Raw genomic sequence first — 20,509 nt, forward strand, 5'->3', positions numbered from 1 at the left:
GAGATGCCATGCGTTCAGCCAAATAAAAAGCCGCCCTGCGAATCGCAGGGCGGCTTCTGGGTCACCACTCGATCGAACCGTTACCGGTCCGCTAGCGGACACATTTCATTGCACGCTCAATGGCCGAACGATTGCGTCTTCGACGCACCCGCTTCCGACGTATGCGGGCGTGCCGCCTGCTTGATCAGCAGCGCGACGCACGACAGCGCACCCGCGGCCGCGATCGTCGTGAAGATGCCGCCGAACGAGAAGTGGCGGCGCGTCAGCTCGGCCACGAGGAACGAGCCCGCGATGCCGCCGAAGCGGCCGACGCCGAGCATCCACGCGACGCCCGTGCCGCGGCCCGCGGTCGGGTAGAACGCGGCGGCGAGCGCCGGCATCGACGATTGCGCGGTGTTCATCAGCACGCCGGCGATGAATACGATCAGCACGAGCGCGCCGACGTTGCCGGCCGCCTGACCGATGAAGTACACGCTAATGGCGGTCAGCGCATAGCAGACCGCGATGACGCGGTTCGCGTTGAAGCGGTCCATCAGCACGCCGGCCACCACCGCGCCGACGCCGCCGAGCGGGAACAGCGCGGAGATCAGCGTTGCGCGTTGCGGCGTGAGGCCGGCGTCCTTCAGCAGGATCGGCATCCAGTTGATCGACGCGTAGAAGATCACGAGGCCCATGAAGTACGCGAGCCACAGCATCACCGAGCCGACGATGTACGAGCGCGACAGCACGACGCCGAGACCCTTGCCGCCGGTTTGCGGCGCGGTTTCGGTCATCGTGAAGCCGACGGCCTGCACCGCGTCGCCGGAAATGCGAGCAAGCGCCGCGCGAATCCGGTCGGCCGGCTTGTTGTTCGCGACCATGTAGCGGACCGACTCCGGCATCTTGGCGAGCAGCAGCACCAACAGGAGCAGCGGCGTGACGCCGCCGAGGATCAGCACGCTGCGCCAGCCCAGATGCGGAATCATCCACGCGGCGAGGAAACCGCCGAACGCGGCGCCGAGCGGGAAGCCGCAGAACATCAGGTTGATCACGGTGGCGCGGCGGTTGTCCGGACAGTATTCGCCCATCATCGTGACCGCGTTCGGCATCGCGGCGCCGAGGCCGACGCCGGTGATGAAGCGCAGCACGGTCAGCTGGTCGATGCTGGTCGAGAACGCCGACGCGAGACAGGCAAGGCCGAACAGCAGCACCGAGCCTACCAGCATCGAGCGACGCCCGAGGCGGTCGGACAGCGGGCCCGAGCCGAGCGCGCCGCACGCGAGGCCGAACAGCGCGGCGCTCAGCACCGGCGCGAGCGCGGGTTTCTCGATGCCCCATTCGGTGACCAGCGAAGGCGCGATGAAGCCGATCGCAGCAGTGTCAAAACCGTCCAGCAGGACGATGATGAAGCACATGAAAAAGATCAGCCACTGGAACGGCGAAAACGGATGCTCGTTAATGAAGGTTTGAACGTTCACAGCGGGGCTGCGGTTCATGATGGTCTCCTGACAGCGAAAGGCCCGACACGACGAGCGATTCTTCTCAAACTGTACGCCGTCTGGCAACGGCGCACGCTGCCTGCAGCGGCCGAATTGGCCATGCATCGGCAATGAATCATACCCGGACGGATCGGCTTGACGGAATCGCGCCGGGCGAGGAATGTTGTTCGTATACAGAACGGTGATTCTCTACGCGAACGCGCGCCACTGTAAGGAATGAAATCAATCCGGTCAACGGGGGAATACCCGAGTTTTCGCGCTGTCGATGCGTGGCAGGGCGGCGCGCTGCAAACGCGCCGGAGAAAGGGCCAGGCGCGCCAAGCTTAGCGCGCCGAAACAAGCGGCAAACGGCTTCGAGACACCCGCCGGTCAGCTCGTCACCGCGGGATGAGCCACCGTCCGCTCGATTCGTCCCAGCCGCACGACGGTCACACCGGGGCGCAACTGCCGCAGCGACGGCATCACGAGCATGCAGTTGTCGTAGGGGGTGCGCACCTCTTCGCCGTTGGACCAGCCGATCACGGCGCCCGCCTTGGCGAAAACCTCGAGGCCGGTGTACGCCGCCGCGAAGCTGAAGTCCATGCTGGTCGCGACGACCGGCTGTGTCACGCGCACGATGCTCTGCTCGGGCGGCAACGGCGCGAGCCACCCCGGCGGCAGATCCGTCTCGTCCACCACGCCGGCCAGCAACAGGAAACGCGCGGTCGCGTCGCGTGCGACCGCCACCGCACCGCGCTCCCAATGCTGGCCGCATTCGATCAGCAGCGCGTTCTTCGGGCTCGCGGCATCGCCGAACCCTTCGTAGTCGCGCATGCGGCGGCCTTCGGGATGCCCTTCGTCGCAGATCACCGTGGCGGGCGTACCGAGCCGCACCGCGAGGTCGATGCCTTTTTGCAGCGGTCCCGCGACGATCAGCGGCTTGCACCGCTCGTGCATCGAATGCAGGTCGAGCAGCGCGTCGACCGTGTCGATCACCGGGCGCATCGCACGCGCGCGCTTAAGTTCGCTCGACGTGCGCGACCTGTCGTCGAGCACCGCCGCCGTCCACACGCGGTTCAAGTCCTGATCGACGAAGCGCGCGGCGTCCGGATTCGCGGGATCGAAACGCCGGTACGCGGCGACGTTCGCGAACGACAGCGTGAGCCGCCCGCGTCGCGGCCGCAGCGCGCGGCGCAGCAACTCATCGACGACGATCGCGCCGCACACTTCGTTGCCATGTGTGAGCGTGTTGATCATCACGTGCGGGCCGGGCACGCCCGAATCGAACGTGTGAACGTATGCGATGCCCGACGATGACTGCTCGTGCTGCGCAATATCGGGGAATTCGACTTCGATCGGATAGGCTTCTCGGCTCATAGCGGCGTCCCTGGTGAATGGCATGGGTAATCTTTCCGTAAGACGTCGCTATGTTCGGCGCCTTGCGCAAAAGACAGTAAATGTTCTTCCGATATGTGCTCACCGTATCCCGCGACCTCGACAAAATCGTGAACAGATATCAATGAGGTGTGGATACGATGCGCATTTTCAGCGTGCGCGTTCGCGCATCGCCCAATACCGGTTGCCGAGAAAGCCCGCGATCACATAGACGGGAATGCCGCACAGTTGCGCGAGGTAGGGCGCGTGCGTGAAATGCAACACTGAAACCATCGGCTCGTGTTTCTGCTCGCGATGGCGGTAGGCGTCGGCTTCGTGCCGTTCAAAAAGACCTTCTCCGCAAGGTACTCGCGCTCGCGCCGTCCGGCGTAGACGTATTCAAATGGGGCTTCGACTTGCAGCGGGTGCTGTCGCTGCCCGTCTACGTGTGGGGCTTGAACAAAAGCGCGGCCGTGTATTTGCCGCTCGTCGCGCTGATTCGCGGCGCCTTGGTGACGCACAATGGCGAATGGTCGCTCTGTGAGCGGCACAACTGTCGATGACGGCGCATCTGCGCGCTGCGCCGTCTTTGCTTCATATCACGCGAGTTTCGCAGCAATCGCCTTGCCGACTTCGCTCGTGCTTGCGTTGCCGCCGAGATCGCCGGTGTGCGGACCGTCGATCAGCGTCGCCTCGATCGCTTTCAGGATCGCGTCGTGCGCCTCGCGTTCCTTGCCGCTGGAATGACCGAGGAAGTCGAGCATCATCGCGGCCGACCAGATCATCGCGATCGGATTCGCGATGTGCTTGCCGGCGATGTCGGGTGCCGACCCGTGCACCGGCTCGAACAGCGACGGAAACTTGCGGTCCGGATTCAGGTTGCCCGATGGCGCGAGGCCGATCGTACCCGTGCACGCGGGGCCGAGATCGGACAGGATGTCGCCGAACAGATTGGTCGCGACGACCACGTCGAAACGGTCCGGGTTAAGCACGAAGCGCGCGCACAGGATGTCGATGTGCTGCTTGTCCCACGTGACGTCCGGATACTGCGCGGCGATGCCGGCCGCGCATTTGTCCCACCACGGCATGCTGATCGCGATGCCGTTGCTCTTCGTCGCGACCGTGATTTTCTTGCGCGCGCGGCGCTGCGCGAGATCGAACGCGAACTTCAGCACGCGCTCGCTGCCGTGCCGTGTGAACACGGACTCCTGCAGCACGAACTCGCGTTCGGTGCCTTCGAACATCACGCCGCCCACCGACGAATACTCGCCCTCGGTGTTCTCGCGCACGATCCAGAAGTCGATGTCGCCGGCCTTGCGTCCCGCGAGCGGCGACGGCACGCCTGCAAATAGGCGCGCCGGACGCAGGTTCACGTACTGGTCGAACTCTCGGCGAAACTTCAGCAGCGACCCCCACAGCGAGATGTGATCGGGCACGGTGTCGGGCCAACCGACCGCGCCGAACAGGATCGCATCGGCCGATTTAAGTTGCGCTTTCCAATCGTCCGGCATCATCTTGCCGTGCTTCGCGTAGTAGTCGCAGCTCGCCCACTCGATGTGCTGATACTCGAGTTCGATACCGAAGCGTTGCGTCGCGACCTCGAGTACGCGCAGCGCTTCGGGCATCACTTCGACGCCGATGCCGTCGCCGGGGATGACGGCAATCCGGTATTTGTTCGACATGCTGGTCTCCTCCTTGGGGAATGGGTTGGGGATTCGGTGACGGTTATTCTATTCGTGGTGCGTTCGTTCGTGCGGTTTGTCGTTAGGGCGGAGGCGGGGATGGATGTGCATATTGATCCGATGACTTGAGAGTCTGCGCGACGAGGAAGGCGCGGCACGCATCTCATGGGAGGCTGAACGAGGGGTTTTTGGGGATGGTGTCTTGTTGCACAATCGGGCCTCCTTGACTGACTGTGAGGCACGATGACTTCACTTTCCCTCGGTTCTTTCCATGAGGTCCGTGAAAGGCGGCACGGACATTTCTTCTCGATCAGCCTTTACAGATCGTTCAACCTTCACATCGAATCTTCGTGGCTGTTTGACGTCGACCGGTGGTTCCATTTTGCGTTGCCGGCAAGCGTACCCCGCGAGTCGCACGACGACATCGTGCAGGGCATGGAGGAAGCGCGCGCAGCGTGGCTGCGATATAGCCCATCCATGCTGCTGTCGCACCAGTCGTACGAGTTGCGCGATATGCTCGGCCGGAGTCACAACCGCTTTCATATGTACAGGATGAGAGACGATGAGGTTGCCAAAGCCCTGTACAGCGAGGGAAGCGCGGTAGTCTGATCTTTGTCCCTGAGCGGGACGAGATGCGCGAGTGCGTGCAGGCGATACGGGAGCAGCGGGAAAGGGCGTCCCGGTCGGGCTCCGTGCGCGAGCAGCAATCGAGCGACGTGGACATGCTAAGGTCGATCTACGGGAACCGCCCGCGCGTGCCGCAGAATCTTGGCAACGCAAAGCCGTTTGAGTACACACCGGACGCGTTAAGCGACGATGTGCAGACCATTGCGGCGCGCGGCGTCAGTGAGGCCCACGAGGCTGAATGTTATGCACTCTATGATCGGGACATCGAGCAATGCAATGTCGCGCGGGCGATATATCAGGATCCGCGCACATACGCCCTATGCACCCAGCGCGCTTTTTTCAACTATCAAAGCTGTCGAGGATACTGAGATGTCGAAGCCCCCACGCGCAACTATCATTTTCTACGACGAACAAACACAGCAATTGAAAATGTGCACGGTATTCAGGAGAGAAGTGCAGACCGTCATTGACCGTGAAATAGCCAGAAGCGGCGGTATGACCATTCCGCCCGGGGCAGAGGAGTATGGGACGGAGCCAATCGGGGATGAAGACGCCCGTAAGCTTGGTGCGATGGCAATACTCATGCAGGCAGGGGTGCATGTAGAACTTCGTGAGCGACTCCAAATCACGACCGCAGAGCCAGTCAATTGGGATAAGCAGAAGCCATCTGCAGACTAGTGCTACCAACGCAAACGCAAATCAGAACGATCCGATGCACAATGCGGCGCCGGTCCGTATGTTGATCGGCCTGTTGCTTCGATGACTGGCTGTTCTAGCTAGTGCTATGGCCATTGCCGCCTCGTTTGAGGCGGATTTTTTGGGATGGTGTCTTGTTGCACAATCAGGCCTCCTTCATTGGCTGTGAGGCACGATGACTTCACTTGCCCTCACTTGGACTGAACACGGATCAGACACGCCGCCTTCGTTGCGATATCCAGAAGGACGATCTTGAGTAACACGGCATGATGGAGCGCGCCCTGGATTTGTTTGGAGAAAAATCGGAATGATCGATACGAAAGAGCAGGTAGCTCGTCACCTTTCCACTTTGATCGGGCTTGACGTTAGCGGAGTGGCGCACGCGGCTGACATGCTCACGCTACAGTTCGGACCGCTTCGGGAAGTAAAGACCAATAGAGGCACCATCAAGCATCTGGGCGATTGGGCGCTACATATTCAGTGTGACTGGCGCATCGAGCAAGGAAGCGCGATCGTTGCGTCTTACTCGGACTTTGCAGCAGCAGAAGAGAGTACGAGAAGAACAACACAACGAATCCGCGATCTCCTTGTGACTCAAGGCCCAATAGTTGTTTTGGATATCGAGGCGGGCGAGGGCGGTGATGCCGTCATTTTGCTGGCGAGAGGTATGCGTCTAGTAATTCTTGCGGATGCGATACCAGACGATGAAGACTGGCGCCTATTCCCGTCGAATCCCGATGCGAAGCACTTTGTGATCGAAGGCGGCAAGGTCGATCCCTCGTCCTTGTAGTGACTCGGCGGCGAGCGGCAGCAGGTCGTTCGGCGGCTCGCGCGTCGGTGGTAGCGCGATGCCAAGGATAGTCGTAGCCCGTACTGACTCAGCGAAGGCGGAACCCCTACGGTCGCTCGAGGACGGTGCGCGCAGAACTTCGTGATCGAAATTCACGAGGCCGAATGCTTCGCGCAGTACGAACGGGACATAGACCTGTGCAACGCCTTGGCTGGCACAATGGGCGGTACACGCGGCATCTCGCTTTGCAAAACGCAGGCATTCCAGAACTATCAACAGTGCAGAGGATATTGATGGCTACTCATCCGCCGTATTCCGTGGTTTTAACCTATACAGAGGACCGTCAACGGCTCACAGTGCAAACCGTTGACCCCGCCAGGCTAGCTCCTCTGCTGGCCGGTAAAATCGAAATGCCGATCTTTCTCGATAAGTACGATTTCAAACTCGACGACGAATTTGCGCGCAGGCTCGGCGTTGCAATACTCAACGTGATTGCGCTTGGCCAGCCTGACATCAAGCAGTACATGTCGGTTACGCAGGAGCCGATCGACAAGCCTTCACAGACGTAGCCTGCCGCCCACGGATTCACGCGCTGTGCGAGAAGCGGGCAGTCGCGAACTATCAAACCTGCTGCTGCGCGTCCGGCGCGCGCGTCAGGAACGATTAGCTCACGGCCCGAGCCGTGCCGGGCACGTAGCCAACGTGTATTCCAGCGGAGGGACTGAAGTGGAGTTTGACTTCATGAACGTTGAATCATTGTGATGCCTTATTGCCGCAACGAAAAATGATAGACAGGCTCAAGGACTTCGGCCATTTCCACGACTGGTATATCAACGCTCTCGTGGTTCGGGATAGGCATAAACTTATTGTTATGTTGGAAGATGAAGGGAAGCGAGCAACGGCAACTTTTAGCGGAACTAGTCGCTGCACCGTCGAACATTTCAGCGTGGCCAATAACATTGTCTTTGAGATAAGGATTCTCACGCCGGGGGACACGAATTACGATCTCGCGCGCACCATGCTTTCTAAAAGCGAGCGATTTTCGAAGACACCCGGGTCGCAAGTAGCACTAGTCCTCGCAACTGCCGGCGCTGAGCTGGCTGTGGAATTCGAGACGCTCGAGATCGACGCTGGGTAGGCGATTCGTGCGATGCCAACGCAAGGCGTCAAAAAGCGCAATGCGTGATGCATCAAGGAGGCCGCATGATGTTCGGGCAGCCGATTGCGCGAGAGATGAAGCCACGATAGGCGACGGCCCAAAATGAAGTGCGTCGCGCCTCAAACACGGAAAGCAGTGGTAGATTCTCCTTCCTCTTGCGGGCGGCGAGCACATTGTCCACCGCGCTCACTTGTGCATTCGTTTTTCAGGGAGATGACATGGCAGCAGATACGCCGCGCGCAAACGACGCAATGAAGATGAGCCCAGAAGGTTACGCTGCACTGAGGGTCAACGAGGGCGTGGTCATGCGCTATTACAACGATGCCCCATCAACGGAATCTGCACATGGGGCGTGGGAACACTGGCGCACTTCGGACCCTGCACACCTGCAGAGTTGCAGCGCGCGGTCTTACCTGAGCAGGTGAACGCTATCTTCACGGCGCGCGTTCACGACGCCGAGCGGCTCGTTAGGGCCACGGTCACAGAATACGCACTGACTCAAGCGCAGTTCGACGCGGCAGTCTCTTTCGCATACAACTCGACGAATCGGAATACACGAGAGGCGTTGGACCCTGCAAATCGGGGCGATATGGAAGCGGTTGCGCAGCATATGTCTCTCAATGTGGTGGTAACCCCACGCGATCGGCGGGGGCGCCCGATTGGCTCGCCGCGCAGGAGCCAGGGACTTGCGAATCGACGAGTGCGGGAATCGGCGCACTTCAGGAAGCAGCGGCCGTGACGCTCAAACCACTGTACCTGGCGTTAGCAATTTGCCTGACTGCCACCACCTGCTTCGCGGCCGGGCCCACGACCACCCCGTCATCATTCAACGGAAAATGGACCGTTACCGATGTGGTCGGATACAGCGACGTTTCCGGTGGCATACCCGAGGCAAAAAGACTGCTCGGCAAGGTGCTGAGCATATCGACCGATCAGATCGAATTCGCCGGCGAGCGCTGTCGTCCGCACGGCGGTTTCAGTGTCCGCACCGTCGATACCGCGCCGAAGCTCAAGGACTATTACGGTATCAACCTCGACGATACGGGCTTGCCCCAAAAGACCCTACTGCTGGACAGCGACAATTGCGCGGCTGTATTCCGCATGGATGCGCATCGCGTCGTATTCGGCTGGAACGGCGTGATCGTTCGGGCAGTGCAGCCGTAGCTCCGGCGCACCGTTCGCAACCATGCCCCACACCTACCGCCCCGCATTCAACTTGCGCCACAAGGTCGTCTTGCTGATGCCCAACGCGGCGCAAGCAGCATCGCGATCGCCTTCGTGAGACGCGAGCACCGCGCGGATTTCATCGGCCTCGACATGACGGCTGCGCTCGCGCAGCGTCAGCGCCGCCGGCTTCGCGCGCGCGATGGGCTCGACGACTTCCGGCGCGATCACGCGCAGCATGTCGCGCGTGACGAGCGCCGCGCTGGCATCCGTGCCCGCGTCGTTATCGGCGAGTTCAACCACGATCCGCTCGATCACGTTCTGCAACTCGCGCACATTACCCGGCCACGCATAGCGCCGCAGCGCCCCACCCAACCCCTCGAGCATGCGCGCGGCGGTCTGCGCGTCGGGCACGCGCGCGGCCAACCTCGGCTCGCGCGCGGCCGCCTGGCGCAACAGTTCGGCGGCGAGCGGCAGCAAGTCGTTCGGCCGCTCGCGCAGCGGCGGTAGCGCGATGCTCAGGATGTTGAGCCGGTAGTACAGATCGGCGCGGAAACTGCCGGCCGCGACGGCGTCGGTCAGCGCGCGATGCGTCGCCGCGACCACGCGGATATCGACGCGCATCGGCTCCGTCGATCCGAGCCGCACCACCTCGCGCTCCTGCAACACGCGCAACAGGCGGCTCTGCAACGGCAACGGCATCTCGCCGATCTCGTCGAGAAACAGCGTGCCGCGATGCGCGACCTCGATCAGCCCCGCCTTGCCGCCCTTGCGCGCGCCGGTGAACGCGCCTTCCTCGTAGCCGAACAGCTCGCTTTCGAGCAGCGCCTCCGGAAACGCGCCGCAATTGATCGCGACGAAGGCGAAGTCGCGCCGTACGCTCAACTGATGCATGCTCTGCGCGACCATCTCCTTGCCGGTGCCGCTCTCGCCGAGAATCAGCACGGTCGCGTCCGACCTCGCATAGCGCGCGACCAGCGCGCGCACCCGTTCGATCGATTCCGACGCGCCGACGATGTCGTCGAGCCGGTAGCGCGCGGTGAACTGCTGCACACGTTGCCGCGCGCGCAACGTGCGATCGAGCCGCTCGACCGCGCGCGATTCCTGAAACGTCAGCACGGTGCCCGGCGCCGCGCCGCTGCTCGCGAGCGGCCCGCGATGCACGACATAGCTCGCGCCGCGTACCGTGCAGAAGCTGTCGCCCTCCGCGTCGGGCAGACTGCCCGCGAGGTCGGGCGCGAGTTCGAGCAGCGCGCGGCCGACGGCCTTCGCGGCATCGATGCCGAGCACGCTCGCGAGACGCTGGTTCATCAGTTCGACGCGGCCTTGCGCATCGAGCGCGACGACGCCGTCGCGCAGATGCTGCAGCAACGTGTCGAGCCGCTGACGCCGCACGGTTTCGCGGCGCGTCGCTTGCGCGACTTCGAGCGCGGTATCGAAGCCGGCCCGCACCGACGCGCGCGAGTACAGAAACACCGCGTCCATGCCCGCGTTGGCGGCGAGATCGGTGACCATGCCCGGGCCGACCACGACGTCGATGCCGCGATCGCTGAGATCGAGCACGACGCTCTCGGCGTCCTGCGCGGACTGATACGACGCGAACGTGACGTCGAGCGCGTACGCGGCGGTGAAACGGCGGACTTCGTCGGGGGTGTCGCCGTGCGTGACGAGCGCGACGCGCGCGCCTTCGCGACGCGCGCGCGCGAGCGCATGCATCACGTCGTAGCCGGTCGGACTGATGCGCACGACCGGCACCGACACGCGCGTCTTCAGATACGCGCCGTTCGAGCCGCCCGCTAGCACGACATCGGGACGCGCGGCGCCCGCGCCCTCGATTTCGCGCACTGCGTCTTCGAACGCGTGCGACACGATGCGGACATCCGCGCGATCCACGTATTCGCCGGCGATGTCGAAGAACAGATCGCGCAGGCGGCTGATGCTCAGCGCCCAGACGCGCGGACGCTGCGGCGGTTCGTAAAGAGAGGTGCTCAAGGTGGGCGGCTCGCGACGGCGGGTTGGTTCGGAGGCTCCATTATGCGAGCATTCGTTCCCAATTTGAAATTCGTAGTTTCATTAATGAAATCGAGTGTATGGCGAGCCCGCGTGATTGGTTCGCCACACTTGCGTCAAATCAGGCACTTAGCAGGCGGCGTCCGGCCTGGCCCGTTCCTTGCGTTCTAGGCAGCCCAGTCAAGGCAATGCGCCAAATTCCAATCCTTTCCCGGAGACAATCCAAATGAGCGAAGCAGACAACAGCACGCCGAACACAGGCGCTTTCAAGCCGAAAAAATCCGTCGCGCTGTCGGGCGTGACCGCGGGCAACACCGCGCTGTGCACGGTCGGCAAGACCGGCAACGATCTGCACTATCGCGGCTACGACATTCTCGATATCGCAGGCGCGTGCGAATTCGAGGAGATCGCTTACCTGCTGGTCCACGGCAAGCTGCCCACGCAGGCCGAACTGACCGCCTACAAGACGAAGCTGAAGTCGATGCGCGGTCTGCCCGCCAACGTGAAGGCCGCGCTCGAATGGATTCCGGCCGCCGCGCATCCGATGGACGTGATGCGCACCGGCGTGTCGGTGCTCGGCACGGTGCTGCCGGAGAAGGACGATCACAACCTGCCCGGCGCGCGCGACATCGCCGACAAGCTGATGGCCTCGCTCGGCTCGATGCTGCTGTACTGGTATCACTACTCGCACAACGGCAAGCGCATCGAGGTCGAAACCGACGACGATTCGATCGGCGGCCATTTCCTGCATCTGCTGCATGGCGTCGAGCCGTCGAAGGCGTGGGTCGAGGCGATGCACGTGTCGCTGAACCTGTACGCGGAGCACGAGTTCAATGCGTCGACGTTCACGGGCCGCGTGATCGCGGGCACCGGCTCGGACATGTATTCGGCGATCACCGGCGCGATCGGCGCGCTGCGCGGCCCGAAGCACGGCGGCGCCAACGAAGCAGCGTTCGAAATCCAGTCGCGCTACCAGACACCCGACGAAGCCGAAGCCGACATCCGCCGCCGCGTCGAGAACAAGGAAGTCGTGATCGGCTTCGGCCATCCGGTGTACACGATCTCGGACCCGCGCAACAAGGTCATCAAGGAAGTCGCGAAGAAGCTGTCGAAGGAAGCGGGCAACATGAAGCTGTTCTCGATCGCCGAGCGCCTCGAATCGGTGATGTGGGAAGCGAAGAAGATGTTCCCGAACCTCGACTGGTTCAGCGCGGTGTCTTATCACATGATGGGCGTGCCGACCGCGATGTTCACGCCGCTGTTCGTGATCTCGCGTACGGCCGGCTGGAGCGCGCACATCATCGAACAGCGCGTCGACAACAAGATCATCCGGCCGAGCGCGAACTACACCGGACCGGACGACCTGCCGTTCGTGCCGCTGGCGAAGCGCGTTTGACGTGAGCTTGGGAGCGGCACGCATCGCGCGGCCGCTCCGCTGGAAGCATCGAACAATCGCAAATCAGCAACCCGTCGGCAGCGAGCTAAACTACCTGCACTGCCCGCCCGGCCGCGCGAGCGACGCGCTCCCGGAGGCCGCCGGCACACCGTCCGGCGGCCGATAACCGTCCTGTCCCTACGTCATGAATACTGCCAACCGCAAACGCCTTCCGGGCACCGAACTCGACTTCTTCGATACGCGTGCCGCGGTCGACGCGATCGAACCCGGCGCCTACGACAAGCTGCCCTACACGTCGCGTGTGCTCGCCGAAAACCTGGTGCGCCGCTGCGATCCGGTGACGCTGACCGCTTCGCTCAAACAGATCATCGAACGCAAACGCGAGCTCGATTTTCCGTGGTTCCCGGCGCGCGTCGTGTGCCACGACATTCTGGGCCAGACCGCGCTCGTCGACCTGGCGGGCCTGCGCGATGCGATCGCCGCGCAAGGCGGTGATCCGTCGCTCGTGAATCCGGTGGTGCCGACGCAGCTGGTCGTCGATCACTCGCTCGCCGTCGAGTGCGGGGGTTTCGATCCGGACGCATTCGCGAAGAATCGCGCGATCGAAGACCGCCGCAACGAAGACCGCTTCGACTTCATCAACTGGACCAAGCGCGCGTTCCGCAACGTCGATGTGATTCCGCCCGGCAACGGCATCCTGCATCAGATCAACCTCGAACGGATGAGCCCGGTCGTGCAGGTGAAGGACGGCGTCGCGTTTCCCGACACGCTGGTCGGCACCGACTCGCATACGCCGATGGTCGATGCGCTCGGCGTGATCGCGATCGGCGTCGGCGGCCTCGAAGCGGAGAGCGTGATGCTCGGCCGTGCGTCGTACATGCGGCTGCCCGATATCGTCGGCGTGGAGCTGAGCGGCAAGCCGGGCGAGGGCATCACCGCGACCGACGTGGTGCTTTCGTTGACCGAATTCCTGCGCAAGCAGAAGGTGGTCGGCGCGTACCTGGAGTTCTATGGCGAAGGCGCGGCGAACCTGACGCTGGGCGATCGCGCGACGATCGCGAACATGGCGCCCGAGTTCGGCGCGACCGCCGCGATGTTCTACATCGACGAGCAGACCATTCGCTATCTGAAGCTGACCGGCCGCGACGACGAACTCGTCAAACTCGTCGAAACGTACGCGAAACACACCGGCTTGTGGGCCGATACGCTGAAGCATGCCGAGTACGAGCGCGTGCTGAAGTTCGATTTGTCGACCGTGGTGCGCACGCTCGCGGGGCCGTCGAATCCGCATCGCCGCTTGCCGGTGTCGGAGCTGGCCGCGCGCGGCGTCAGCGGCAAGGTCGACAACGAGCCCGGTCTGATGCCGGACGGCGCGGTGATCATCGCCGCGATTACGAGCTGCACCAACACGAACAATCCGCGCAACATGATCGCCGCGGGCCTCGTCGCGCGCAATGCGAACCGGCGCGGACTCGTGCGCAAGCCGTGGGTCAAGAGCTCGCTCGCGCCTGGCTCGAAGGCGGTCACGCTGTATCTGGAAGAGGCAGGGCTGCTGCCGGAACTCGAACAACTCGGCTTCGGCGTGGTCGCGTATGCGTGCACGTCGTGCAACGGCATGTCCGGCGCGTTGGACCCGGTGATCCAGAAGGAAGTGATCGAGCGCGACCTGTACGCGACCGCCGTGCTGTCGGGCAACCGCAACTTCGACGGCCGCATCCATCCGTTTGCGAAGCAGGCGTTTCTCGCGTCGCCGCCGCTGGTGGTCGCTTATGCGATCGCGGGCACGATCCGCTTCGACATCGAAAAGGAGGTGCTCGGCGTCGATGCGGACGGTCATGCGGTCACGCTGAAAGATTTGTGGCCGTCGGATGCGGAGATCGATGCGATCGTCGCGGCGAGCGTGAAGCCGGAGCAATTCCGCAAGGTGTATGAACCGATGTTCGCGCTGTCCGCCGACACCGGCGCGAAGGCCGACCCGCTGTACGACTGGCGCGCGCAAAGCACTTACATTCGCCGTCCGCCGTACTGGGAAGGCGCGCTCGCCGGCGAGCGCACGCTCAAGGGCATGCGCGCGTTGGCCGTGCTCGGCGATAACATCACGACGGACCACCTGTCGCCGTCGAACGCGATTCTGCCCGACAGCGCGGCCGGCGAGTACCTGACGAAGATGGGCCTGCCCGAAGAAGACTTCAACTCGTACGCGACGCACCGCGGCGATCACCTGACCGCGCAGCGCGCGACCTTCGCGAACCCGACGCTGAAGAACGAGATGGTGATCGAGAACGGCCAGGTGAAGGCCGGTTCGCTCGCGCGCATCGAGCCCGAGGGCAGGGTCACGCGCATGTGGGAAGCGATCGAAACGTACATGGAGCGCAAGCAGCCGCTGATCGTGATCGCGGGTGCCGACTACGGCCAGGGTTCGTCGCGCGACTGGGCCGCGAAGGGCGTGCGGCTCGCGGGCACCGAAGCGATCGTCGCGGAAGGCTTCGAGCGGATTCACCGCACGAACCTCGTCGGCATGGGCGTGTTGCCGCTCGAATTCAAACCGGGTGTGAATCGCCTGACGCTCGGCATCGACGGCACCGAGACGTTCGACGTGATCGGCGAGCGCAAGCCGCTCGCCGATCTGACGCTGGTGATTCATCGCCGCAACGGCGAGCGTGTCGAAGTGCCGGTGACGTGCCGGCTCGATACGGCCGAAGAAGTTTCGATCTACGAAGCCGGCGGCGTGCTGCAGCGTTTCGCGCAGGACTTTCTCGAGTCGGCCAGGGCGGCGGCTTGATGGTTTGAAGCGAGTTTTGCACTGAACGTCACAGCAGAAGAGGGCGATGCGGCTTGATACGCCGCATCGCCCTTCCTCATCAAAGAACAGGTCACATCAGGACACTTTCATGCACTCACCACAGATCAGGATTCCGGCCACCTACATGCGCGGCGGCACCAGCAAGGGCGTGTTTTTCCGTCTGCAGGATCTGCCCGAGGCCGCGCAACGGCCGGGCGCCGCGCGCGACGCGCTGCTGATGCGCGTGATCGGCAGTCCCGATCCGTACGGCAAGCAGATCGACGGCATGGGCGGCGCGACGTCGAGCACCAGCAAGACCGTGATCATCTCGCGCAGCAGCCGGCCCGATCACGACGTCGACTATCTGTTCGGTCAGGTCTCGATCGACAAGGCGTTCGTCGATTGGAGCGGCAATTGCGGCAACCTGTCGGCCGCGGTGGGACCGTTCGCGATCAGCGCGGGCCTCGTCGATGCGAGCCGCGTGCCGCGTGACGGCGTCGCGATCGTGCGGATCTGGCAGGCCAATATCGGCAAGACGATCATCGCGCACGTGCCGATGACCGATGGCGCGGTGCAGGAAACCGGCGACTTCGAGCTCGACGGCGTGACCTTCCCGGCCGCCGAAGTGCCGCTCGAATTCATCGACCCGGCCGCCGACGAAGAAGGCGCGGGCGGCGCGATGTTCCCGACCGGCAACCTCGTCGACGACCTGGAAGTGCCCGGCGTCGGCACGCTGAAGGCGACGATGATCAACGCGGGCATCCCGACGATTTTCGTCGACGCCGAAGCGATCGGCTACAAGGGCACCGAGTTGCAGGACGCGATCAATAGCGATGCGAAGGCGCTCGCGATGTTCGAGACGATCCGCGCGCACGGCGCGCTGCGCATGGGGCTCATCAAGAATCTCGACGAGATCGCGACGCGCCAGCACACGCCGAAGATCGCGTTCGTCGCTAAGCCGGTCGACTACGTGGCGTCGAGCGGCAAGCCGGTGCGCGCGGGCGACGTCGATCTGCTGGTGCGCGCGATGTCGATGGGCAAGCTGCATCACGCGATGATGGGCACGGCGGCGGTCGCGATCGGCACTGCGGCGGCGATCGCCGGCACGCTCGTCAATCAGGCGGCGGGCGGCGGCGAGCGCGAGTCGGTGCGCTTCGGGCATCCGTCGGGCACGTTGCGCGTCGGCGCGCAGGCGAGCCTGAAGGACGGCGAGTGGGTCGTCACGAAGGCGATGATGAGCCGCAGCGCGCGCGTGTTGATGGAGGGTTGTGTGCGGCTGCCGCAGCCGTCGCATCCGCCGCTGTGAACCGACGCGTCATCTACAATGGCCGCTCGAGACGGCCGCTCCCACAACGACTCCCAGCGGCCGGCTCAGACCCGACGCAGAGGAGGCACGATGCAGAACAGGCTGGACGCCGACGCAACGAATTCCGCCGACGCGGCGCGCGATAACGTGCGTGCCAAACGCGCGGTGCTCGTGATCGCGATTGCCCAATTGCTCGGCACCTCCTTGTGGTTCAGCGCGAACGGCGCGATGCGCGATTTGCAGATCGCGTGGCAACTGAGCGCGTCCGGGATCGGCTGGCTGACGAATGCGGTGCAGGCCGGCTTTATCGTCGGGACCTTGCTGTCGGCGACCACCGGACTCGCGGATCGCCTGTCGGCGAGCAAGGTGTTCGCCGTCTGCGGCGTGCTCGGCGCGACCCTGAATGCGCTATTCGCGCTTTGCAGCAGCGGGCTCGCGTCGGCGCTCGTGTTTCGCTTCGGCGTGGGCGTCGCGCTCGCGGGCATCTATCCGCTCGGCATGAAACTGCTCGTGACGTGGGACCCGCGCCGCGCCGCGCAGACCCTCGCGTTGCTCGTCGCGATGCTGACGCTCGGCACGGCGTCGGTGCATGCGATTCGCGCGTTGCTGTCGGGCGTGCCGTGGCAAACCGTGGTGCTCACTTCGTCAGGGCTCGCGGTGATCGGCGCGCTGCTGGTGTTCGTGCTCGGCGAGGGGCCGCACGCGCGGCGCGCGGGCATCCGGCGCTTCGGTTTGTCGGCGGGCGTCGGACAGGTCGTGCGCATCAGCGAGTTTCGCTCGGCCGCGCTCGGCTATTTCGGTCACATGTGGGAGTTGTACGCGTTCTGGACGCTGACGCCGCTGCTCGTGCAGCGCGCGTTCGCGAGCGGCGCGCCGGCGGCACCGGGCACCGTCGCGTTGTGGTCGTTCCTGATCATCGCGATCGGCGCGCTCGGCTGCCTGTTCGGGGGCAGGCTCAGCCAGGCGATCGGCAGCGCGCGCACCGCCGCGCTTGCGCTGACGATATCGGGCACGCTGTGCGCGATTTATCCGCTGACCACCGGCCTCGGCACCGCCGCGCAGCTTGCGCTGCTACTCGTGTGGGGCATCAGCGTGATCGCCGATTCGCCGCAGTTTTCTGCGCTGTCCGTGAAGGCCTGTCCCGCCGACAAGATCGGCGGCGCGCTGACGCTGCAGAACAGCTTCGGCTTTTTCCTGTCCGCATGCTCGATCCTGTGGTCGACGAGCGTGTTTCACGCGCTCGACGTGCGCGTCGCGTGGCTGCTGCTGCCGGGGCCGATCATCGGTCTGATCGCGATGTCGCCGCTGCTGCGCAAGCACCCACGCTGGTGACGCTCGCGGCGCGTTACTTGCCGCCGTGCTTTTCCTGCCAGCGCCGCATGAACGCGATCTCGTCATGCTGCGCCTTGATGATGTCGCGCGCGAGTTTCTTGATCTCGGGGTCCTTGCCGTATTTCAACTCCGCCTGCGCCATCTCGATTGCGCCCTGGTGATGCGGAATCATGTGCGCGACGAAATCCCGATCCGCGTCGCCTGTGTATTCGGGGGCGCTCATGTCATGCATCATGCGATCATCGGCGGCCTTGAAGGCTTGCGTCGATGCGCCCGCGTCCGCATGCGCCGAATCCTGCATATTCATGCCGGGCATGCCCTGATGTTGCGCGTGAGCGGGCAGAACCGCCGCCGCGAATGCCAAACCGCCGAACACACAGAGAGCGCGCGCCGCGCGAAGATTTTTCATATTCGATTTCCGTTGTTGAAGAGAGTGGCGACGTGATCCGCGCGATTCTAGCGGTCACGTCGGACATCGTGGGGCTTCCCACCGTGGTAGGGTCAAGCGAAGGCAAAGCAATGCACGCCTATAATGAAATGCCACCGGATCACCAATCCAGCATCATTGGCAGCATCACTCACTCGACGAGGCTGAACGTATGTACATCGCGATGAACCGCTTCAAAGTGGCGCCGGGCTCCGAGGACGCCTTCGAACATCTGTGGACCACGCGCGACACCCATCTGAAAGAGGTGCCGGGCTTCGTGGAATTCCATTTGCTGAAGGGACCGCGCAAGGACGATCACGTGCTCTATTCGAGCCATACGATCTGGCGCGACCAGGCGTCGTTCGAGGCATGGACCAGGTCCGATGCGTTTCGCGCCGCGCATCGCAGTGCCGGTAACGAAAGCCGCGTACTGTATCTCGGCCACCCGGAATTCGAAGGCTTCGAGGTCATCCAGACCGTCAAATAGCGCAGCGCTCGCGCGGACATGGTGCATGCGCGTCCGACACCTATCACGCATCACTCATCGAGGAACGAACAACATGAAAGCCGTCAGAATCGGTTCGCCCGCCACCGTCGATAGCCTGCAGGTCGTCGATCTGCCCGATCCCGGTCAGCCCGGGGCCGGGCAGATTCGCGTGCGCATTCGCGCGAGCTCGTTGAACTACCACGACTACGGCGTCGTCTGCGGCAATCTGCAGGCCGAGGCGGGCCGCATTCCGATGGCCGATGGCGCGGGCGTCGTCGAAGCGGTCGGCGCGGGCGTGCGCGAATTCAAGCCCGGCGATCATGTCGTGTCGTGCTTCTTCCCGCACTGGGAAAACGGCTCGCCCGCACTCGGCGATTTTTCGACGACCCCAGGCGACGGCGTCGACGGTTACGCGCGCGAAGCCGTCGTGCTGCCGAGCCACTACTTCACGCACGCGCCGGCCGGCTATAGCCACGCCGAAGCGGCGACGCTGACCACGGCGGGGCTGACCGCGTGGCGTGCGCTGGTCGTCGATGGTCAGTTGAAGGCGGGCAGCAGTGTGCTGGTGCTTGGCACCGGCGGCGTGTCGATCTTTGGCTTGCAGATGGCGAAGGCGATGGGAGCTTCGGTGATCGCAACGTCGTCGTCGAATGCGAAGCTCGCGAAGCTGCGCGAACTCGGTGCCGACCATGCGATCAACTATCGCGACAATCCCGAGTGGGGCAAAGAGGTGCGTCACATCACCAACGGGCGCGGCGTCGATCACGTGATCGAAGTGGGCGGTCCAGGCACGCTGCCGCAGTCGATCACCGCATGCCGCATCGGCGGGCATATTGCATTGATCGGCGTGCTGACCGGCCGCTCGGGCCCGGTGCCGACCGCGCATCTGATGGTGCGGCAACAGCGTCTGCAAGGGCTGATCGTCGGCAGCCGGCAGGATCAGATCGACATGGTGCGCGCGCTGGAGACGACCGGCATCAAACCGGTGATCGACAGCACGTTCGAGCTGGACAAGCTCGCCGACGCGTTCCGGCACGAGGCATCGGGTGCGCACTTCGGCAAGATTTGCGTGGCGATCTGAGAATGGAATGCTCGCGCGCGGCCCGGCATGGCGCGCGCGACCGTTCTAGCTCAAGAGTGCCTCGCGAGGTCCGCGAAACAGACACGCGTCGCCTCGCAGGCCTGCGTGAACCCTTCGTCGTAACTCGTGAAAAACACCGTGCGCGTCGTGCCGAGCGTTCCGAACAGCTCCGCGAGCACCGTGCGCGCGGACGCGTCGAGTCCGCCGGCAGGTTCGTCGGCGATCAGCACTCGGGTGTCGCCGAGCGCGGCCGCCGTCAGAAACACTTTTTTGCGGCTGCCATACGACATCTGCTCGAAGCGTTTGTCCAGATGCGGCGCGAGGCCGAAGCGTTCGGCGAGCGCGAGCACGTCGTCGGTCAGCGCGGTGTGTCGCGCCGACGCGATCTGCCGCAGATAATCGCGGCCGGTCTGATCGGGCCAGTTCATGCTGTCTTCCGGCACGTACGTGAGCAGCGCTTGCGCGGCATGCTGCGCGGTACGCAGCGAATGGCCGCCGAGCCATACGTCGCCGCTATCGGCTTCGAGCGCGCCGGCGAGGATGGCGAGCAACGTCGATTTGCCGCTGCCGGATTCATCGTTTAACGCGACGCAGCCGGACGTCGTGTCGAAGTGCAGTCCTTCGAACAGGACTCGGTCGCTGTAGCGCTTGCTGAGGTTGTCGAATCGAAGCATGGGTTGGCGCCCAAAGGGCGATGTGAACGCGGCGCAGGATTGCGCCGCATTTCGTGCGGGTAATT

At 63.7% G+C, this 20,509-nt stretch carries 21 protein-coding genes; 14 read left to right on the top strand and 7 right to left on the bottom strand.

Annotated elements, in window-relative coordinates; all coding sequences use genetic code 11:
• Nucleotides 1–116: 116 nt before the first annotated feature.
• From G5S42_RS15825 to G5S42_RS15840, 4 genes are all read right to left on the bottom strand, one after another.
• Nucleotides 117–1,475: an MFS transporter gene (locus tag G5S42_RS15825; RefSeq protein WP_176107611.1), complete on the bottom strand. Its 1,359-nt coding sequence runs from the start codon at nucleotides 1,473–1,475 to the stop codon at nucleotides 117–119.
• Nucleotides 1,476–1,847: 372 nt separating this feature from the next.
• Nucleotides 1,848–2,834 (bottom strand): M14 family metallopeptidase, encoded by a 987-nt coding sequence (locus G5S42_RS15830; RefSeq protein WP_176107612.1) that lies wholly within the window; start codon nucleotides 2,832–2,834, stop codon nucleotides 1,848–1,850.
• Between the two features lie 168 nt (nucleotides 2,835–3,002).
• Entirely contained in the window at nucleotides 3,003–3,125 is a 123-nt protein-coding gene (locus G5S42_RS45195) for a hypothetical protein (RefSeq protein WP_281375011.1), read from the bottom strand.
• A 305-nt stretch (nucleotides 3,126–3,430) separates the two neighbouring features.
• The gene (locus tag G5S42_RS15840; RefSeq protein ID WP_176107614.1) at nucleotides 3,431–4,513 is read right to left on the bottom strand and encodes a tartrate dehydrogenase; all 1,083 of its coding nucleotides are present in this window, start codon (nucleotides 4,511–4,513) and stop codon (nucleotides 3,431–3,433) included.
• A 243-nt stretch (nucleotides 4,514–4,756) separates the two neighbouring features.
• Here G5S42_RS15840 and G5S42_RS15845 point away from each other — a divergent pair, with 243 nt between their 5' ends.
• From G5S42_RS15845 to G5S42_RS15870, 8 genes are all read left to right on the top strand, one after another.
• The gene (locus tag G5S42_RS15845; protein WP_246392009.1) at nucleotides 4,757–5,122 is read left to right on the top strand and encodes a hypothetical protein; all 366 of its coding nucleotides are present in this window, start codon (nucleotides 4,757–4,759) and stop codon (nucleotides 5,120–5,122) included.
• 83 nt (nucleotides 5,123–5,205) lie between these two features.
• Nucleotides 5,206–5,508, top strand: a complete 303-nt coding sequence (locus G5S42_RS44325; protein ID WP_246392010.1) for a hypothetical protein — start codon at nucleotides 5,206–5,208, stop codon at nucleotides 5,506–5,508.
• A gap of 1 nt (nucleotide 5,509) precedes the next feature.
• The gene (locus tag G5S42_RS15850; RefSeq protein ID WP_176107615.1) at nucleotides 5,510–5,818 is read left to right on the top strand and encodes a hypothetical protein; all 309 of its coding nucleotides are present in this window, start codon (nucleotides 5,510–5,512) and stop codon (nucleotides 5,816–5,818) included.
• 325 nt (nucleotides 5,819–6,143) lie between these two features.
• On the top strand, nucleotides 6,144–6,626 hold the full coding sequence (locus G5S42_RS15855; protein WP_176107616.1) for a hypothetical protein: 483 nt from the start codon (nucleotides 6,144–6,146) through the stop codon (nucleotides 6,624–6,626).
• Nucleotides 6,627–6,919: 293 nt separating this feature from the next.
• Nucleotides 6,920–7,195: a hypothetical protein gene (locus tag G5S42_RS15860; RefSeq protein WP_176107617.1), complete on the top strand. Its 276-nt coding sequence runs from the start codon at nucleotides 6,920–6,922 to the stop codon at nucleotides 7,193–7,195.
• Nucleotides 7,196–7,410: 215 nt separating this feature from the next.
• The gene (locus tag G5S42_RS15865) at nucleotides 7,411–7,764 is read left to right on the top strand and encodes a hypothetical protein (protein WP_176107618.1); all 354 of its coding nucleotides are present in this window, start codon (nucleotides 7,411–7,413) and stop codon (nucleotides 7,762–7,764) included.
• 373 nt (nucleotides 7,765–8,137) lie between these two features.
• Nucleotides 8,138–8,524 carry a glycoside hydrolase family protein gene (locus G5S42_RS45750; RefSeq protein WP_376776879.1) on the top strand — a complete coding sequence of 129 codons (387 nt, stop codon included), beginning with the start codon at nucleotides 8,138–8,140 and terminating at the stop codon, nucleotides 8,522–8,524.
• Entirely contained in the window at nucleotides 8,521–8,949 is a 429-nt protein-coding gene (locus G5S42_RS15870; RefSeq protein ID WP_312883574.1) for a hypothetical protein, read from the top strand. Before G5S42_RS45750 ends, G5S42_RS15870 begins: the two co-directional genes overlap by 4 nt.
• Nucleotides 8,950–8,982: 33 nt before the next feature.
• Here the strand turns inward: G5S42_RS15870 and prpR are convergent, their stop codons facing one another.
• Nucleotides 8,983–10,941 carry a propionate catabolism operon regulatory protein PrpR gene (gene prpR, locus G5S42_RS15875; RefSeq protein ID WP_176107619.1) on the bottom strand — a complete coding sequence of 653 codons (1,959 nt, stop codon included), beginning with the start codon at nucleotides 10,939–10,941 and terminating at the stop codon, nucleotides 8,983–8,985.
• Nucleotides 10,942–11,185: 244 nt separating this feature from the next.
• Here prpR and prpC point away from each other — a divergent pair, with 244 nt between their 5' ends.
• The 4 genes from prpC (at nucleotide 11,186) to G5S42_RS15895 (ending at nucleotide 17,775) form a co-directional block, all read left to right on the top strand.
• Nucleotides 11,186–12,355: a bifunctional 2-methylcitrate synthase/citrate synthase gene (prpC, locus tag G5S42_RS15880; protein ID WP_176107620.1), complete on the top strand. Its 1,170-nt coding sequence runs from the start codon at nucleotides 11,186–11,188 to the stop codon at nucleotides 12,353–12,355.
• Nucleotides 12,356–12,539: 184 nt separating this feature from the next.
• Nucleotides 12,540–15,137, top strand: a complete 2,598-nt coding sequence (gene acnD, locus G5S42_RS15885) for a Fe/S-dependent 2-methylisocitrate dehydratase AcnD (RefSeq protein ID WP_176107621.1) — start codon at nucleotides 12,540–12,542, stop codon at nucleotides 15,135–15,137.
• 109 nt (nucleotides 15,138–15,246) lie between these two features.
• Nucleotides 15,247–16,443, top strand: a complete 1,197-nt coding sequence (gene prpF, locus G5S42_RS15890; RefSeq protein ID WP_176107622.1) for a 2-methylaconitate cis-trans isomerase PrpF — start codon at nucleotides 15,247–15,249, stop codon at nucleotides 16,441–16,443.
• Between the two features lie 90 nt (nucleotides 16,444–16,533).
• Entirely contained in the window at nucleotides 16,534–17,775 is a 1,242-nt protein-coding gene (locus G5S42_RS15895) for an MFS transporter (protein ID WP_176107623.1), read from the top strand.
• Between the two features lie 13 nt (nucleotides 17,776–17,788).
• Here G5S42_RS15895 and copM read toward each other — a convergent pair whose 3' ends face one another.
• On the bottom strand, nucleotides 17,789–18,184 hold the full coding sequence (gene copM, locus G5S42_RS15900; protein ID WP_176107624.1) for a CopM family metallochaperone: 396 nt from the start codon (nucleotides 18,182–18,184) through the stop codon (nucleotides 17,789–17,791).
• 190 nt (nucleotides 18,185–18,374) lie between these two features.
• Between copM and hmuQ the strand changes: the two genes are divergently transcribed.
• Together hmuQ and G5S42_RS15910 are read left to right on the top strand one after the other, a co-directional pair.
• Nucleotides 18,375–18,689, top strand: a complete 315-nt coding sequence (hmuQ, locus tag G5S42_RS15905; protein WP_176107625.1) for a heme-degrading protein HmuQ — start codon at nucleotides 18,375–18,377, stop codon at nucleotides 18,687–18,689.
• A gap of 73 nt (nucleotides 18,690–18,762) precedes the next feature.
• Nucleotides 18,763–19,770 carry a zinc-dependent alcohol dehydrogenase family protein gene (locus G5S42_RS15910; RefSeq protein WP_176107626.1) on the top strand — a complete coding sequence of 336 codons (1,008 nt, stop codon included), beginning with the start codon at nucleotides 18,763–18,765 and terminating at the stop codon, nucleotides 19,768–19,770.
• A 50-nt stretch (nucleotides 19,771–19,820) separates the two neighbouring features.
• Here G5S42_RS15910 and G5S42_RS15915 read toward each other — a convergent pair whose 3' ends face one another.
• Nucleotides 19,821–20,444 carry an ABC transporter ATP-binding protein gene (locus G5S42_RS15915; RefSeq protein ID WP_176107627.1) on the bottom strand — a complete coding sequence of 208 codons (624 nt, stop codon included), beginning with the start codon at nucleotides 20,442–20,444 and terminating at the stop codon, nucleotides 19,821–19,823.
• Between the last annotated feature and the right edge of the window lie 65 nt (nucleotides 20,445–20,509).

This window comes from Paraburkholderia youngii, from assembly GCF_013366925.1.
GTDB lineage: Bacteria > Pseudomonadota > Gammaproteobacteria > Burkholderiales > Burkholderiaceae > Paraburkholderia > Paraburkholderia youngii.

Coding starts and splice junctions, on each gene's coding strand:
- G5S42_RS15825 (WP_176107611.1), bottom strand. CDS start 1,475: ATGAACCGCAGCCCCGCTGTGAACGTTCAAACCTTCATTAACGAGCAT.
- G5S42_RS15830 (WP_176107612.1), bottom strand. CDS start 2,834: ATGAGCCGAGAAGCCTATCCGATCGAAGTCGAATTCCCCGATATTGCG.
- G5S42_RS45195 (WP_281375011.1), bottom strand. CDS start 3,125: ATGGTTTCAGTGTTGCATTTCACGCACGCGCCCTACCTCGCGCAACTG.
- G5S42_RS15840 (WP_176107614.1), bottom strand. CDS start 4,513: ATGTCGAACAAATACCGGATTGCCGTCATCCCCGGCGACGGCATCGGC.
- G5S42_RS15845 (WP_246392009.1), top strand. CDS start 4,757: ATGACTTCACTTTCCCTCGGTTCTTTCCATGAGGTCCGTGAAAGGCGG.
- G5S42_RS15850 (WP_176107615.1), top strand. CDS start 5,510: ATGTCGAAGCCCCCACGCGCAACTATCATTTTCTACGACGAACAAACA.
- G5S42_RS15855 (WP_176107616.1), top strand. CDS start 6,144: ATGATCGATACGAAAGAGCAGGTAGCTCGTCACCTTTCCACTTTGATC.
- G5S42_RS15860 (WP_176107617.1), top strand. CDS start 6,920: ATGGCTACTCATCCGCCGTATTCCGTGGTTTTAACCTATACAGAGGAC.
- G5S42_RS15865 (WP_176107618.1), top strand. CDS start 7,411: ATGATAGACAGGCTCAAGGACTTCGGCCATTTCCACGACTGGTATATC.
- prpC (WP_176107620.1), top strand. CDS start 11,186: ATGAGCGAAGCAGACAACAGCACGCCGAACACAGGCGCTTTCAAGCCG.
- acnD (WP_176107621.1), top strand. CDS start 12,540: ATGAATACTGCCAACCGCAAACGCCTTCCGGGCACCGAACTCGACTTC.
- prpF (WP_176107622.1), top strand. CDS start 15,247: ATGCACTCACCACAGATCAGGATTCCGGCCACCTACATGCGCGGCGGC.
- G5S42_RS15895 (WP_176107623.1), top strand. CDS start 16,534: ATGCAGAACAGGCTGGACGCCGACGCAACGAATTCCGCCGACGCGGCG.
- copM (WP_176107624.1), bottom strand. CDS start 18,184: ATGAAAAATCTTCGCGCGGCGCGCGCTCTCTGTGTGTTCGGCGGTTTG.
- hmuQ (WP_176107625.1), top strand. CDS start 18,375: ATGTACATCGCGATGAACCGCTTCAAAGTGGCGCCGGGCTCCGAGGAC.
- G5S42_RS15910 (WP_176107626.1), top strand. CDS start 18,763: ATGAAAGCCGTCAGAATCGGTTCGCCCGCCACCGTCGATAGCCTGCAG.
- G5S42_RS15915 (WP_176107627.1), bottom strand. CDS start 20,444: ATGCTTCGATTCGACAACCTCAGCAAGCGCTACAGCGACCGAGTCCTG.